This window comes from Desulfosarcina widdelii (assembly GCF_009688965.1).
In the GTDB taxonomy this organism is placed as follows: domain Bacteria; phylum Desulfobacterota; class Desulfobacteria; order Desulfobacterales; family Desulfosarcinaceae; genus Desulfosarcina; species Desulfosarcina widdelii.
Map to the genome: position 1 here is coordinate 3,532,047 of NZ_AP021875.1, position 16,564 is coordinate 3,548,610.

Sequence of the window (16,564 nt, forward strand, 5' to 3'; positions counted from 1 at the left end):
TTTCTTTCTTGCTGTCTGATTCCCCTGTAACTATCAAGGTTTTTGAATGAAAAAAGTATGGAAACACCTGCCGGTCCTTTTCGTGGTCGTTTGTTGTCTCGCCATGCCCATTCATGCCCAAACGGAGGATGAGGCATCCGTGCCTTCGGAATTGAAATGGCCGCGTGTTATTGAAACGCCCCAGGCGAAAATTGTCATTTATCAACCACAAGTGGAGGATTTCTCCGGCAACCGCGTGCATGCCCGTTTTGCAGCCTCCGTCCAAGGAAAAAAAATTGAAGGTCCGGTATTTGGTGCCGTCTGGCTGGAGGCACTGATCGAAACCCTGCGAGACGAACGCACCGTCCACCTGCTTGCTATCAAAAATGTGCGATCCCGTTTTCCCAACAGCACCCCCGAAAAAGAAAAATGGTTTGCCGATGTCCTCAAACGGGAGATTCCGAAATGGGATATCGTGCTCTCCATCGATCAGCTTGTCGCCGGGCTGGAGATGGAAGAAGAACGAGTGAAAACCGAACAGGCCCTGAACAACACACCGCCTAAAATTCTTTATGTAAACAAGCCTGCGGCCCTGGTCCTGGTGGATGGCCAGCCGATATTGAAGCCCATCGAAAAAACGGAATTGATGGCCGTGATCAATACCCCGTTTCCCATGGTTTTCCGGAAAACGGACAAAACCTATTATCTGATCGGCAAGGAAACCTGGTACCGGTCTAAAAATGTATCGGGTCAATGGGAGGAGACGAACAATCCGCCGGCGGATGTGGCCGCGTTGGAGAGAGAGGCTTCCGACGATGAGGAGGCGGAATCGTCCGTCACCGCCGGCACGGTCGTGTTCGGCGCCACGGAGCCCACGGAGATCCTGGCCATCGACGGAGAGCCCCAGTTCATTCCATTTGCCGGCAACAACCTGATGTACGTGGAGAACACAGACAACGACCTTCTGTACGAGGTCGATACGGGGAAATACTACCTGCTGCTTTCCGGGCGCTGGTACAGGGCCGGGAAGCTGAACGGTTCCTGGTCGTATGTGCCGCCGGATCGATTGCCGGAAGCATTCGCCGAGATCCCCGCCGATTCGGAAAAAGGGGATCTGCGGGCCAGCGTTCCCGGAACCGACGAAGCCCTGGATGCCGTGATGGACGCCCAGATTCCGGAAACAGCCACCGTCCAGCGCTCGGAAGCGAAACTGACCGTGGAATATGACGGGGACCCTGAATTTGAAGCCATCAAGGGTACCGAAATCGATTACGCTATCAATACGGCCATCCCCGTAGTCCGGGTTAAAAGGAAGTACTACGCCGTGGACAACGGAATCTGGTTTGTGGCCTCTTCGGCCAAGGGTCCCTGGGCTGTGGCCGATTCCGTTCCGGCCGAGGTTCAGGACATCCCACCATCCTCGCCGGTGAATCATATCAAATACGTTTACGTCTACGATTCGACGCCGGAAGTTGTCTATGTGGGGTATACGCCCGGTTATATGGGCTGTTACATTCATCACGGTGTCGTCGTTTACGGCACCGGATATTACTATCGTCCCTGGCATCGGCATTACTACTATCCGAGGCCGTTTACCTATGGATTCAGCGTCCATTACAGCACGTATTACGGCTGGAGTTTCGGGTATTCCTTTTATCATGGCCCCTTCAGTTTCCATTTCGGGTATGCCTGGGGACCGCCACGCTACGGAGGATGGTGGGGACCGCCACGCTACCGGCCCCCTTACTACCGGCCGCCCCACCATCGTCCTCCACCTCAGCGACCGCCAGGACATCGTCCTCCGGGGAACAGGCCTCCGGTGGCCAAACCACCCATAGCCAAGCCGCCGGGCGGGGGAAAACCCGTCCAACTGCCGGCCGGCCAACGACCGTGTAATCGACCGGCCAGCGGCAATCTGTATGACAAGCGCCCCGGTCAGTCGGCCGGCGACAGCGGTCGCCCGGCCACAGCGGATCGTAAGACCAAACAACAGGCCGGCAAACCGGCCACGCTGCCCAACGATGTCTATACGGATCGACAGGGCAATGTGTATCGGAAAGGCAAGGACGGATGGGAACAGCGCCAGGGCGACCAATGGAAACGGCCGACGGAAAACCGACCGTCCGCCCCATCGCAGAAACCGGAGCAGCGTCCTTCCGGGTCGGACCAGAAGCCTGCAACGCCGCCCGCCGGTTCGGGTCAACGCCCGGCGCAACAGCCGACCCGGCCTTCTTCCGGAGAAAATCGGCAAACCGGCGAAAGACCATCCCGGAATGTTCAACAACAGCCGTCAAGGCCACAACAACCATCTCAGAACAACCAGCGCCGTTCTTTGGAACAGCAGCAGCGTTCCAGAGACCGCGGGAACCAGCGAACCAATCAGTACCACCAGAACCGGCAAAGGAATTCCGGCGGCAGAAACGTTCAGCGGCAGGGAAACCGGCGCAGGGGTTGATGATCGGGAACTGGCTAAAAAAAATATGGATTTCTGCAGTTCTGCTGTCGATCATCGTACCCATCTTAACCCTTGTCGCAACGAACGGCTGGTCACAGGAAGCATCGTCATTATCTGATGCTACCCGTTCATCTGTTCAAAAAGCTGACCGGGTAGTCGTGAAAAAGGAAGAACGAATTCTCATGCTGATGCAAGGGGACCGGGTTCTGTCCGTTTTCGACATCGTTTTGGGAGGCGCCCCAGAAGGAGACAAACTGGAGGAGGGGGATTGGCGCACTCCGGAAGGCCGATACACAATCGATTGGCGAAACCCTGACAGCCGTTTTTATAAATCTCTGCACATTTCCTATCCAAGCCCCAAGGACAAACGGCAGTCAGCCGCCGAGGGCGTTGATCCAGGGGGTATGATCATGGTCCACGGTTACCCGCCTGAAGCCAAAACCAATCCTGAAAAATATGAGGGACAGGATTGGACCGATGGTTGTATCGCACTAAAAAACAAGGATATGGATATTGTCTGGCAGGCAGTGGACGATGGCACGCCGATCGAGATTTATCCATAGCGCATACCCGTGGCTCTAAACATGGGAGGAAATCGCCTATGTCGCAAAGGATGATACATGAACCCAAAAGTGGCAAGGCCATTCGTGTCCTCGATGTGACCTACAGGCAGAGTACGGATGGGACCTGGCCAGCCCGCATCTATAGACCGGAACAACAGGGCCCCTTGCCTGCCCTTTTGGACGTTCATGGCGGTGCCTGGACTGTCGGTGGTCATACCGACAATGAGATGGTTGACCTGTACCTCGCTGCCAGCGGCCTGGTCGTTTTCGCCGTCGAGTGCAGAAAGGCACCGCGGCATACCTATCCGTCTCAGGTCGCCGATGTAAATTATGCCACACGATGGGTAAAGGCCCATGCGGGAGACTTCAATGCCTCCTCCAATGGCATCGGCGGGCTCGGCACATCCAGTGGCGGGCATTCGCTGCTACTCAGCGCCATGCGCCCTGACGACGCCCGCTATCAGGAACTTGATCTTCCAGGCGAAGAAGCACCAGATGCACGCCTATCCTATCTTATTGCTGCCTGGCCCGTGCTGGATCCCCACGGAAGATATTTATTTTCGAAAGAAAATCAGCGTGAATTTCTAGTCGAGGCGACCGACGCTTATTTTTTGAACCAGGAAGCCATGCAGGAGGGCAATCCGCTGCGCGCCCTGGAGCGTGGTGAATCGCTTGATCTGCCTCCGGTGATGATCATCCAGGGTACGGCCGACAACAACGTGCCATTGGACGCAGTAGACCGTTTCGTTGACGCCTACCGCAAAGCAGGCGGGATGATCGAACTAGCGTGGTTCCCGGACATGCCCCACGGATTTGCCAGCAAGCCAGGTACGGAAACTGACCATGCCTTGGAGATAATGAGAGACTTTGTGTACCGCCAGCATAACCGTCCGGCCGGTATCTAGGGTGACACCCTTTACTGAACTTGGGATAAAAACGGCATGTGACAGGTTTGAACAAAATCCATATTTTTCACCGGCCTCGAAAAGAGTATCTTCATAATGCACATTCCCCAGATAAAACGGTGGCAATTTGCCAGAGACCTCTTGCTGGTATTTTTGCTGCTCTCTGCGACTGTCATCGGATCAGTGGTATTTTTCTCCTCCCGTGCACGGGAGGATATCGCTCAAAAAACCATCGACAATGCCATTGTGAGTGCAGTGCGTCAGTTCGAGGCCATGGTCGATTCCATAACCCAGTCACTTGAACTGACCGGGGACTGGATCGATTCAGGCAAGCTGTCGTTAAATCGAACGAGTGCAATCAACGACCTGCTCTTCCCCCTGCTAAAGCGCGAGCGTATCCTATACGGTATTTCGGTGGCTGACACGCTGGGAAAAAGCTACTATCTGACCGCTCACGGCAACGGCTGGCGAGAAAGAATGATCGAGGATATCGGGGGACAGCGCCAATCCGTGCTATCTTATTGGGATGCTTCCCATCAGAAGGTTTCAGAAGAAACGCAACCGACCACCTATGACCCGCGCAACAGGCCATGGTTTTCCCCAGCCCTGTCGATCCAAGGCGTATTCTGGACGCAGCCCTACATTTTTTTCAATCGCAAAGTGGTGGGCATCACTGCCTCGATTGCTCGGGAGGCTGATGCCGGCAATGATAGGGTCGTGGTGGCGTTGGATATTCTGCTGGATGACCTGTTTAATGAAATCCAGCGCATGGGCCCGACCAAGCACAGCCGAGTCTTCGTTTTCAGAAACGACGCCCAGATCTATATTCCCGGAAACGGCAACCACGATCCCGATTTTTCATCTTTTAGCGAGGTCAACGATCCGCTGATCCGGAAAGTGGCCGAATCCTGGGAGGGACGTCATCTGCCATCCGAGGAGGTTTTCTTCATTAAGCACGAGGGGAGGACGTGGTGGTACGGTTTTCAGGCGATCAACAGCCCCAATCGCAGCATCTGGGTGGGTGTTATGGTGCCGGAATCGGACATTATCGGAGGTGTCAGCCAGAGGCGCACAGGGATCTGGGCCATCGGTGCGGTGATCGTTTCGTTGGCCGGCGCACTGGCATTTTTAATGGTCCGCCGATACGGCCGGTCTTTCGAACCGCCCAAAGACCGATACGATTACCGGAATCCTGAGGAAAGTATTCGACGATTGATCGCCAAAGGTGAAGGACGCACGATCGAGTTCAAGTCCACTATGCGCATGAATCTGCATACCCAGAAACCGGGCAAGGAGATCGAAGTCGCCTGGCTCAAGGCCGTAGCGGCCTTTATGAACACGGATGGCGGCACGCTGTTGCTCGGTGTATCAGATGACGGTATGATCAAGGGCCTGGACGCAGATGGTTTTGCCAGTGACGACAAATGCCGGCTGCATTTCAAGAACCTTATCAACCAACACATCGGAGCCGAACTGTATAAATATCTGCGCTTCGATCTCGTCAGGGTTGACGGCAGTCTAATCGGCGTTGTCTCGTGCAGCCGTTCTGTCGAGCCGGTTTACCTGAAGACGGCCAAATCCGAAGAATTCTACATCCGTAGCGGACCTTCCAGCGACGCGCTGCCCGTCAGTAAAATCATGGCCTATATCAAGAACAAAAGCTGATTAGTAGCTTATTCAGGGAACTTGACGTGCAGTTTTTCTCCACAAGCCCGCCGGTGCGTTGAGAGATTCCAACAAGTCTTTGTCCCGTTCATAAATGTCCGGGCGAAATGCAACCTCACCCTTTGCATCCACCGACACCGTACCGTAGAACAATATGACCGGAAAAGGATCGTTCAGGTTGATCCGCTCCGTAAGACCGGAGCCTAAAAGTGTCTGAAAGCGATTTTCTCCTTCTTGACCGTCGAGCCGCATGAGAATTACGGCCAGTTCGAAGGGTTTTTCAATGCGGATGCATCCGGCACTTAAGTCCCGCCTTTCCAGATCGAAAAAATCGCGATTGGGCGTATCGTGGATAAATACGAAATCGGGGTTGGGAAAAATGAACTTGATCTGGCCCATGGGATTGTCCGGCCCGGGCCGCTGGACCAATCGGTAAGGCAGTGTCCTGCCCGTGTATTGGTCCCAGGGGATTTTGGCCGGATCACCAACGGGCTTTCCATTGCGGTCATAAACAACATAGCGTTCAAGCAGTTTCCCATAGGGATTTTTTCCCAACCCGGGAAGCAGGCTGCTATCGAGAATTCCCGGCGGCACCGTCCATGAGGGATTGATTTCCATGTACCTGATCTTTGATCGAAACACCGGGGTCTTGCGGTAAGCGTCTCCCACTTGCGCCCGCGTGCGCCACACAACCTGATCTTCTTGGACCAGGACCACGCTGAAATCCGCGATGTCGGCGATCAGGTACGTTGAGGGAAGGTGGTGGAGGACCCATCTGGCCCGCTCTAAATTGACCCGGATCTGGTCAATGCGATGCGTCACGGGAACATTCATCTGCTCGCGGGTATCCTCACCGACAGCGCCATAGCAATCGTCGCTTCCCGGTGAAAACGTATCGATACGATGCCGATCCTGAAACCTGGCGGTTGCATTCACAAGGTCTTCGTCAAAAAAGTCTGCGTGGTCAACGGATGTGAGCGACAAATCGCCTGTGGCCATAAGGCGCTGTCTGATCAGAAGGACCCGCGGGTCACGGTCGCCTCTTTCGATTAGCGGCCCTGCTGGGATCTCGGGCCATCCGCCTTCATCGGCGACGCGATAATATCGGGAAAGGGCCGTCACCAAACGGCGATATAACGGGTGGCGGGGGCGCATTCTGTCGATGAACGCATCGATCCGCCCAGTGGTGATCTGCCGGATCAGGAGTGCGGCTGCCTTTTGTTTGCCGATATAGGCCGGAAGCGGCCAACGCGAATTCTGAGCGCGTGGATCGACTTTGCCGTAGTACAGGTGAAACGACAGGCGGATCAACGCGTCGCTGAGTACCAGGTCGCGTTCGGCGGTTTCGCTGGGCGTGTTGGAGCCGGCCTCCGTACTCGATCCGGTAGATGATAGAACACAAAAATGATAGTCTTCCGGCTCCAGCCCATCCAGCCGGCTTTGTTCAATCTCGGCAATCAGCTTCCGAACTGTGGATGGTTCCTGCCACAACGGTTGGTAGCGCGCCCGGGCATACATGTCGATCAGAACCCGGTTAGTCTCGATCTGTATACCCAAAGCCAGCAGCTTGCCGTTGATCCGGAGCTTGTCAACCATCGACCGCAGGTGATCCGAAAACGCCGGTGTCCTGTTCGAAGCATACGCGTTGCCAAGCGTCAGCAGACAAACTGTGGCGAGAGCTATCAATCTGTAGTCTCGAAAGGGAGTTGAAGTAAAACTGTAAGTCCGATATAGTTTTAGCACGTTCTTGCCCAAAGCAAAAATGGTCACCCGAAAAAAAACATTTGTCCTTTTTAAAACCATCAAGCTCTTTTCATCCTGTTAGGCAAAAGACAATTGACAGATCAATCGCAAATCAAGGGCAGAACTAAACCATCTGTCACCTCATGCGACAGTCCCCTCAAACTGAATCATGGATATGTAGATGCTTTTTTAGTGTTTACATAGCTTCAGCATCCAACCTATAGTTTAGATTGCCATCCGTTGATGAATTTGACCGTTGCACCTTGCCCCGAGTTGTTTTTGCCTCGCCCGATATTCGTTGCTCAATTATTTTCGACTGCCAGTATTTGGTAGCACCGATTCGACCATAAGTTTGCTTTTCCAAGGTGACCCAATGATCTACCGCGCTTCCATCAAATTGCCGATAGGCGGCCTTCAGGCGTGCTGCTGCGTCTGAAGGCCTCTGCCAAACCTTATGGAAACAACAAAGGATACCAGCAAATCCGGCATCCATTACCATGCAACAAGGAGGTGAATGATGGTTATCGTCAACTCGATCCGCTTTCCCCAGGAAAGCGCCAGCCAGGTGGGAAAACGCTTTCTAGAGGTCGCTCCGCCCCCGGATTACTTGAGCATGCAGGGGCCCTATATCAAAGGGACCGATCAGGGTATTAAGGCGTTAGAGATATTCAATCTGGACGAATCCAAGCTGGCACTGGGCCTCGATTATGTCACCCAGCGCTGCGTCTCCTATTTCGGGATCCCGGGATATACTTACGAGATCAACGTCTATTTCGAAGCCCAGGAATCTCTCAAACTGATCGGTCTGGCCTGATAGGAAACGGCGTATTGATTGGGGAGATGTCTAAAAACTTTACCCGATCTGCCTGAAATACATCTTTACATCCGGGCTCAGGGCCTGGCGCGGCTTATATTCCGGTCGGCTTTCCTGAACGAAACCCAGGTGCTGATATAGCGCCTCCAGACGGGGATTGTTGGTCAGGGAGATCAGGCGCGTATACCCCTGAGCCTTCATTTCGGCAAAAAAGCATTTCACCGTGTACACGCCCACCCGCTGGTTGCGGAAGCGGGTGGAAATGGCCAGCGCGCCCATCTCCACGGTTTTCTCATCGATGATCTTCTTCTCCACGCACCCTACTACGATACCGTCGATGGCAGTAACGTAAAAAGCATGGCGGTTTTTGCTCAGGTATGCCTTGCTGCGGGGCTTTAGAAACCCGGAGCGTTTGTACATATTGAGAATTCGGTGAACGATGGCCACGTCTTCGTCGGTGTTCACCTGCCGGAAATGCTCTTCAAAGTTGTTGGCGATGAGGCTGCCGGAGCCTTCCACGGTAAACAGCTCGTGCTTGACGGCGTTCTTCCCCGCCTGGAGAATGTGCACCCGGTCGCACTCCCCGGCCTCGATCTTGCGGCAGATCGCCTCCATGGCCCCTTTGAAATTGACATTGGCGATCAGGTCCCCGGACTCCTCGAACGATTGACGCGCACGGCCGGTGGTCACCGCGTTGATTTTATTTCCCTGGCTATCGATGAGATAGTGCCGCTCCAGGAAAATGACCTTATACATGGATCGGCGATGGTCGAGGACCGCTTCGTAAAAATCGATTTCCGGCGATATGCGGACAATGTCGGTGGTAGCCAGCCGCTGCTCCAGCCGGATGATCCACTGGCGGTTGGCGAAGCGGTTGGGCAGGTTGTGCAGCAGGGTGGTGTGCGCCCCATGGCGCACGAGAAATTTGATGTCGGCGATGATCTCCTGAAAGTGGTCGCGCAGGATGCCTTCCCGGCAGGCGATGAAAACCTGCTTGCCGGCGATGGCACGTCCGTATTCTTTGAGGTAGAGTTTGGGCATGGATGAATTGCTATTTTGCGCTATGCCGTATTTCAGGCGGCATCGAAAGAAGCCCGAGATCAAGGCTCGCGAGTCCCGAGGAGCGAGGCGTACCATAACGTACTCCGCAGTGCCGAGGGACGAAGCGTAGCGAAGATATCGGGTTTCTTCCGATGCCGCTAATAGTTGTGAATGCCGGTGTAAGTCTCCGGAGTAACCGCCAGCAGTTCTTCCCGGACAGCCGGGGACACGTCCAGACTTTCGATGAAAGCGGCAATGGCCTCCCGGTCGATGGCTGCGTGGGTGCGGGTGAGCTTCAGCAATGCCTCATAAGGCTTGGGGTAGCCCTCCCGCCGCAGGATGGTCTGGATGCCCTCGGCTACCACGGCCCAGTTGTCCTCCAGATCCTGCTGCAAGGCTTCTTCGTTGAGGATCAATTTGTCCAATCCTCGCTTGAGGGATTTTAGGGCGATGAGACTGTGGCCCAGCGGCACACCGATGTTGCGGCTGACCGTCGAATCGGTCAGATCCCGCTGCAGCCGGGAGATGGGCAGCTTGGCGGACAGATGCTCCAGCACGGCATTGGCGATGCCCAGGTTGCCTTCGGCGTTTTCGAAGTCGATGGGGTTGACCTTGTGGGGCATGGCGGAAGAGCCGATCTCGCCCTCTTTGATCTTCTGCTTGAAGTACTCCATGGAAATATAGGTCCACACATCCCGGCAAAGATCCAGCAAAATGGTGTTGATGCGTTTAAGGCCGTCAAAAAAGGCCGCCAGGTGATCGTAGTGTTCGATCTGGGTGGTGACCTGCGAGCGATGCAGACCTAATGTATCGTTGACCAGGCAGTTGCCGAAGGCGACCCAGTCCACATCGGGATAGGCCACGAAATGGGCGTTGAAATTGCCCGTGGCCCCGCCAAACTTGGCGGCGAAGGGAACGGCTTCCAGCAGTTTCATCTGCTCTTTGAGGCGGTCCACGAAAACGTAAATCTCCTTGCCCAGCCGTGTGGGCGAAGCGGGCTGGCCGTGGGTCCGGGCCAGCATGGGCACCGTCTTCCAGACCTGGGCCTTGGCGGCAAGATCCGCCACGGTTGCCTCCAGGGCCGGCCGCATGACCGTTTGCCAGGCCTCTTTCAGGGAGAGGGGCATGGCTGTGTTGTTGATGTCCTGGGACGTCAAGCCAAAGTGAATGAATTCTTTATAGGCAGACAGGTTCAGGCGGTCGAAGACCTCTTTCAGGAAGTACTCCACCGCCTTGACATCGTGGTTGGTGGTCCTTTCGATCTCCTTGATCCGGGCCGCGTCGGTCATTGAGAATGTCCGCCAGATCTCCCGCAGCGGATCGAACGCCGCCGGATCGACCTTGGCCAATTGGGGCAGGGGAAGCTGGCACAGGGCGATGAAGTATTCGATCTCCACCCGCACCCGGTAGCGGATCAGGGCGCCTTCGCTGAAGTAGTCGGCCAGCGGCTCGGTGGCCCTTCGGTAGCGGCCGTCCACCGGAGATACGGCGGTCAGGGGGGTCAGGGTCATGGTTGCTCCTCTGGGTTAACGGAATCGTAAAACAGCCGGTATCTGCATATCAAAATAATGATTGGAAAACGACGAAAAATAATTGTGCTGTCAGGCTACCTCCGCGCCGAAATTCAAAATCTCCACGTATTTGGCATAACTGAAGAGTCGATTGCGTTTCTTGGCGGTAAGTTCTTTTACGATGCCAACCCGTTCCAGATGGCTGAGCGCTTTATTCACCGTCGCGGGCGTGATACCGGTTTCTTCCACCAACCAACCGGATGTGGCGATGGGATGCTCCATCAGTGCTTTGTGAACCTTTAGCGTAGACGCCTCTGCACGACCAAGACCGTTTATCTTTTCCCGATCCTGTTTTGAAAGAGCGAGGAGTTGCTTTGCGGTCTCGACGGCCTGGTTGGCAGTAACAATCACGGCCTCGGCAAAAAAATCCATCCAGGATTCCCAATCCCCGGTTCGTCGAATATTATCGAGCAATTCATAGTAATGTTGGCGATGGGATTTGAAATAAAGGCTAAGGTACAGCATGGGTTCCCGCAGCACCTTCTGTTCGCATAACAACAGAGTGATCAGCAGGCGTCCAAGTCGTCCGTTGCCATCCAGGAAAGGATGGATCGTTTCGAACTGTACATGGGATAGGGCAGCCTTTACCAGCACCGGGGTCGGTTCGGGCTTGTCGTGTAAAAACAATTCGAGTTTGCTCATGCACTTCGGTACTTGTTCGGCCGGCGGTGGAACAAAGGCTGCATTGCCGGGTCGCGTACCGCCGATCCAGTTTTGGCTTTTTCGAAATTCACCCGGAGCTTGGTGGCGTCCTCTTGCCTTGTTTAGCAACACGGCGTGAATTTCTCGAAACAATCGTTGAGACAAAGGCATTCCGTCTTTCAACCGTTTCAGACCATATTGGAGGGCTGCGACATAGTTGCTCACTTCGCGGACATCGTCCAGCGGCACACCGGGCTCTTGATCGAGTTCGAAAAGCAGCAGGTCCGAAAGCGACGACTGAGTTCCTTCGATCATGGAGGAAAGAACCGCTTCCTTGCGGACGTACATGTAAAGGAATAAAGATGTTTCCGGAAGCAGCGTGGAAACGCTGTCCAATCGCCCGAGATCCATTAATGCCCGATCGAACTTCCCGTGCAATTCCGGTGCCCAGCGAATCGGCGGACGAGGAGGCAGCGGCTTGGGAACAAACGCCTGCGCTTTCTCCCCCGCAGTCGAAATCGTCACATATTTTCCTTGAAGCGCGCGTTTCATCCGATTCGTTTTGAACTTAAAATAAGATTTTTCATTATTTTACTTTATAGGTTTATTCTAAAATAGTACCCCTATATTAAAAAAGCAACCGCTTCCTGCCCCAATTGTTGTTTTCAATCTTCATCATCCGACCTCCATCTTCCATCTTCCGTCCTCTGTCCTCTGTCCTCCGACCTCAGTCCCACCAGCAACTCCCGAAGCGCAGTCTGCCGTCGGCTCGTGTCACGGTTGCGCACCGCCATGGCCATGGCCTTGCGGGTGCCCACCAACACGGCCAGCCGGCGGGCGCGCGTCAAGCCAGTATAAAGCAGGTTTCTGAAAAGCATTTTGAAATGCTGGGTCAGCACCGGCAGTATCACCACCTCGAATTCGCTGCCCTGGGACTTATGGATGGTAATGGCGTAGGCCAGATCCAACTCGGGGATGGCGTCGCGGCTGTATTCCACGACCCGGCCATCCGGGTAAAAGGAGACCGACAGTGTCAGGTTCTCGGTATCGATATCGCGAATATTCCCGATATCGCCGTTGAATACGTTCAGGTCATAATTGTTCCGGCGGTGAATCACCCGGTCGCCGACCCTGAAAACCCGCTCGCCTACCGTCAGTTCGTGTTTGCCCGTCCGGGCGGGATTGGCCGATTCCTGGATGGTCCGGTTCAGATTGACTGTACCCAGGCTGCCCCGGGTCATGGGCGAGAGAATCTGGATCTCGGTATTTTCCCCGAAATATTTGGGGATCCATTCCAGATAGAGCTTCCGCACCACTTCGGATGCCGACAGGCCGTAATGCAGCGACGACCAGGGGTGAACCTTTTTCAGAACGGACAACAGTTCCTCGACATCGCCTTCGGCCTCGACGACGTTTCTCAGGTCCACATGCTGGAATTTTTTCGGGACGATCAGTTCCGTCTCGTAAGGGGTGACCACCTCATGAATTCTGAACTCGTAAGGGTTTTCGGCCGGGTCTGCCGTGGCGTCCTGTTCCGGAGCCCGAGAATCGTAGAATCGCTTGACCCGAGCGATGAAATTGAGCTGCTCCTGCGTGGCCTCGTCCGAGTCCATGAACAGGCAGTCCACTTTTTGCTGCCAGATCTCGGGCTTTTTAAAGGGCGTATCGATGTAAGGCAGATCGCCGTGGTTGATCTGGTGGGCATATTGGATGATGAAAGATTCCCGGGCCTGCCGGAAAACGGTTTTGAGTTCGAAGCAGCGAACAACTCCGGAGGCAATAATATCGCGAAGGACGTTGCCGGCTCCGACCGATGGAAGCTGGTCGGCGTCACCGATAAAAAGGATCTGGCTCTTCTGCGGAATGGCTTTCAGCAGGGATGCGGCGAGGCTGATGTCCAGCATGGAGCATTCGTCGATGACGATAAAATCCACATCGAGCGGATGCTCCTCGTTCCTTTTGAAATTGCCGATCTGCCACTCCAGCAATCGATGGACGGTTTTCGACTCTCTCCCGATGACATCCATCATTCGTTGCGCCGCCCGGCCTGTCGGGGCGGCAAGCAGGATTTTCTTGCGCATCGCCTCGAGCAATTTGACGAGGACCAGGGTTGCCGTCGTTTTCCCGCATCCGGGACCGCCGGTCAGCACGGAAAATTTCTCGGATACGATGCCCCTGATGGCTTCCAACTGCTCATCACTCAAGCGAAATTGTTTTGCTTCGCAGTACCGGTTGAGCCAGTCTTCGACGCGCTCATGATCTACCTGCGGCGAATCGGTCGCATCGGAAACCCTTCTGGCGACGTACCGTTCGTCGAAATAAAGGGTTCTGGAATAATAGCAGGTTTCGACGCCTTCATCCAAAACGGGCAATTCACGGGCCATGACAAGGCCGTCTTTCTGCATCTGGCCGAGGTAGTCGGGTATCCGATCGTCAAGCCGCAACCCGAGCAGCTCATTCACTTGAGCGGTAATTTGCGACCGCCTCAGATAGCAATGGCCGAACTCCCTGCTGGCGGCCAGGACGTGATTGATGCCGGCCATGATTCTTTGGGGGCTGTCGGTTGCAAGACCGATACTCAAGGCGACCTTGTCCGCCGAAAAGAAGCCGATGCCATAAAAATCCCGGGCCAGCCGGTAGGGGTCCTCGTTGACGGTTTCAATGGCATCGTCACCGTATTCCTTGTAGATCCTCACAGCGAAAAGCGTGCTGATGCCGTGGGACTGCAGAAACATCATCACATTTCGGATGGCCCGGTGCTCAACCCAAGCCTGTCTGATCATCGCCAGTTTTTTTTGGGCAATCCCGGTAATCTCGGTGAGGCGTTCGATCTCGTTTTCAAACACGTCGAGCGTGTCGCTGCCGAAATATTTTACGATTTTCTTTGCCGTCTTCGGACCGACCCCTTTAATAAGTCCGGAGCCAAGGTATTTCTCCAATGCTGCGGCAGTGGCGGGTCTTTTTTCAACGGCCTTGATGGCCTTGAACTGGCGGCCGAACTTCGGGTGCACGGTCCACGCGCCATGGAATTCCATGGTGGCTCCGGCAAAGACCTTTGTTTGGTGAACCGTAACGGTCTCCTGCTGGTGGGGGTCGGCCAGTGGCCGCACACGCAGGACCGACCAGCCGTTGTCGGCATTGTGATAGGTGACCCGGTCCACAATGCCCCTCAGCTGTTCTATAATTTTCCCGGTTTTCGAATTGGAATCCATTGGCATGTGCATTCAACCAATTCTAGGCCATTGACAATCTGCTTGCAACCCGACGGCCAAGAAATATATTATATGCACAACAGTTACTTGATTAACCCGCTGGAACTGACTATACGGTTTTGCCATGGGCCATGTTTTCGATTTTAGAGATGCCACCCACTACAACGAGTGGTTCCTGAAGCGTAGAAACAGGTTCGCTGCCGACTTAGAAAGCCGCCTCATGCTGGGCATGCTCGATCCGGTCGCCGGCGAGTCCGTGCTGGACATCGGCTGCGGCACCGGGGCCTCCATCGAGCCCTTGCTGGAAAGAGGTCTCGATGTTACCGGCATCGATCCTTCCCCTTACATGCTGGACATCCTCGCACAAAATCAGGGCGAACGCGTTTCACTGTACCGGGGATATGCCGAGGACCTTCCCTTTGACGACAATTCGTTCAACCACGCCTGCCTGTTCACCACCCTGGAATTCGTGGACGATCCTTTCAAAGCTTTGGAAGAAGCCTTTCGGGTGGCCAAAGACCGGGTTTTCATCGGCTTTCTCAACCGTTACGCCCTTACGGGCATCGGCCGGCGGGTAAAGGGCATCTTCACGCCGACCATCTACAATCGAGCTACCTTTTTCAGTGTCTGGGAAATCAAGAGCATGGTCCGCAAGCTGATGGGACCGGTGCCGGTGTGCTGGCGAACCGTCTGCCAGTTTCCGGGCCCCTGGGCAGGCTGGATGAAAAACATCGAGGGGTCTCAACTGGTCCAACGCTTTCCTTTCGGGACCTTCGCCGGCATCGTGGTGACCCTGGTCCCCCGTTTCCGCACCCGTCCTCTGGCCATCCGCTACCAGCCCAAAAATGTCCGCGGCGTCGCCGCCGGTGCGGCCGGATGCTCCGGGATGGCTCCATCCAGAGGCTTCGGCAATACCCCGCGGTAAGGAAAAAGCCGGTTCGTAAAATTGTTTCAATGGAAGATCGAATCCATTTTTAGGTTCGTTTGACAAAAGTGTTAAATTTCTGTTTAAATTTATAACTTTTGGTTTTTCGCTGCAAAGCGCTTGGGAAAAGATAAAGAGCCATGGCTACCATCGGACAGCTCAACCTGGATTATCTGGTCGGCCAGCAGGTCGGCACCTCCGTGCTGCTGAAAAAACTGGGGCACGGCGCCATGTCCGCTGTATTCGTGGCCTTTCAGAAAACCCTCAAACGCCAGATTGCCGTTAAAATTCTCCCCAAATCCCTGCTCACCGAGAAAACGGCCGCCTTCTTCCAACAGGAGGCCGAATCGGCGGCCATTTTGTCTCACCCCCACATTATTCCGGTTTACGAGGTGGGGGAAACCGAGGAATTCCTTTTTTTCACCATGCAGTTGGTCAAGGGCAACGAGTTGTCCTACTTCATCCGCCAGGCCCAGAAAAACATCGTGCCCTCCAAGCGTTTCATGCCGATCAAGACGGTAATCGGCCTGATGGTCAAAATCCTCGATGCCCTGGCCTATGCCCACGACAACGACATCGTGCACCGCGATATCAAACCGGACAATATCATGATCGAGCGCCACAACAAACGGCCGCTGATTACCGACTTCGGCGTGGCGCGCGTATCGAGGACAAAGAGCAAGAGCGACCGGCTGCTGCTCGGAACGCCCATGTATATTCCACCGGAACAGATCCTTTCGGGAACCGTAGACGGCCGGGCGGACATGTACAGTGCCGGCGTGATGATGCTTGAAATGCTCATGGGCCGGCTGCCTTACCCGCCCTACCAGACCGCCATGGACCTTCTCAAGATGAAGATGGGACTCAAGGATCGCATTTTTCAGAAGCGCCCGTCCCAGGTTCATCCCGTGGCCAACCGCAAGCTGGATGAAATCCTGTTCAAGGCCCTGGCCTTCGACCGGGACAAGCGGTACGCTTCCTGCCGCGAATTCGCATCCAAGCTGGAAGCCTATTTGAATCAATTCAAACCATCATCTTCGCCCGGATGA

The 16,564-nt window shown here is 54.8% G+C and carries 12 protein-coding genes; 7 read left to right on the forward strand and 5 right to left on the reverse strand.

From position 1 onward, the window contains the following. Positions 1-46 precede the first annotated feature (46 nt). The 4 genes from GN111_RS33395 to GN111_RS16385 all read left to right on the forward strand — a co-directional run bounded on the left by GN111_RS33395 (position 47) and on the right by GN111_RS16385 (position 5,567). Positions 47-2,434 (forward strand): hypothetical protein, encoded by a 2,388-nt coding sequence (locus GN111_RS33395; RefSeq protein WP_170302333.1) that lies wholly within the window; start codon positions 47-49, stop codon positions 2,432-2,434. Then, positions 2,434-2,997 carry a L,D-transpeptidase family protein gene (locus tag GN111_RS33400; RefSeq protein WP_170302334.1) on the forward strand — a complete coding sequence of 188 codons (564 nt, stop codon included), beginning with the start codon at positions 2,434-2,436 and terminating at the stop codon, positions 2,995-2,997. Before GN111_RS33395 ends, GN111_RS33400 begins: the two co-directional genes overlap by 1 nt. Positions 2,998-3,035: 38 nt before the next feature. Next, entirely contained in the window at positions 3,036-3,902 is an 867-nt protein-coding gene (locus GN111_RS16380; protein ID WP_155304775.1) for an alpha/beta hydrolase, read from the forward strand. Between the two features lie 141 nt (positions 3,903-4,043). Continuing rightward, positions 4,044-5,567, forward strand: coding sequence for an RNA-binding domain-containing protein (locus GN111_RS16385; protein ID WP_170302335.1), 1,524 nt, complete (start codon positions 4,044-4,046; stop codon positions 5,565-5,567). A 12-nt stretch (positions 5,568-5,579) separates the two neighbouring features. Here the strand turns inward: GN111_RS16385 and GN111_RS16390 are convergent, their stop codons facing one another. Next, the gene (locus GN111_RS16390) at positions 5,580-7,163 is read right to left on the reverse strand and encodes a L,D-transpeptidase family protein (protein WP_170302336.1); all 1,584 of its coding nucleotides are present in this window, start codon (positions 7,161-7,163) and stop codon (positions 5,580-5,582) included. Between the two features lie 661 nt (positions 7,164-7,824). On the opposite strand from GN111_RS16390, the gene GN111_RS16395 reads away from it, so the two are divergent. Next, entirely contained in the window at positions 7,825-8,124 is a 300-nt protein-coding gene (locus GN111_RS16395; RefSeq protein ID WP_155304778.1) for a hypothetical protein, read from the forward strand. 39 nt (positions 8,125-8,163) lie between these two features. On the opposite strand, the gene GN111_RS16400 is transcribed toward GN111_RS16395, so the two are convergent. From GN111_RS16400 to recD2, 4 genes are all read right to left on the reverse strand, one after another. Beyond that, positions 8,164-9,165: a GNAT family N-acetyltransferase gene (locus GN111_RS16400; RefSeq protein ID WP_170302337.1), complete on the reverse strand. Its 1,002-nt coding sequence runs from the start codon at positions 9,163-9,165 to the stop codon at positions 8,164-8,166. Positions 9,166-9,323: 158 nt separating this feature from the next. Further along, positions 9,324-10,676: an adenylosuccinate lyase gene (purB, locus tag GN111_RS16405; protein WP_155304780.1), complete on the reverse strand. Its 1,353-nt coding sequence runs from the start codon at positions 10,674-10,676 to the stop codon at positions 9,324-9,326. Between the two features lie 90 nt (positions 10,677-10,766). Continuing rightward, complete coding sequence (locus GN111_RS16410; protein WP_155304781.1) at positions 10,767-11,930, reverse strand: Fic family protein; 1,164 nt, start codon at positions 11,928-11,930, stop codon at positions 10,767-10,769. A gap of 113 nt (positions 11,931-12,043) precedes the next feature. Continuing rightward, complete coding sequence (recD2, locus tag GN111_RS16415) at positions 12,044-14,590, reverse strand: SF1B family DNA helicase RecD2 (RefSeq protein ID WP_231715762.1); 2,547 nt, start codon at positions 14,588-14,590, stop codon at positions 12,044-12,046. 124 nt (positions 14,591-14,714) lie between these two features. On the opposite strand from recD2, the gene GN111_RS16420 reads away from it, so the two are divergent. Both GN111_RS16420 and GN111_RS16425 read left to right on the forward strand, forming a co-directional pair. Then, a complete protein-coding gene (locus GN111_RS16420; RefSeq protein ID WP_155304783.1) occupies positions 14,715-15,515 on the forward strand; it encodes a class I SAM-dependent methyltransferase in 801 nt (266 codons plus the stop codon). A 140-nt stretch (positions 15,516-15,655) separates the two neighbouring features. Further along, on the forward strand, positions 15,656-16,564 hold the full coding sequence (locus GN111_RS16425) for a serine/threonine-protein kinase (protein WP_155304784.1): 909 nt from the start codon (positions 15,656-15,658) through the stop codon (positions 16,562-16,564).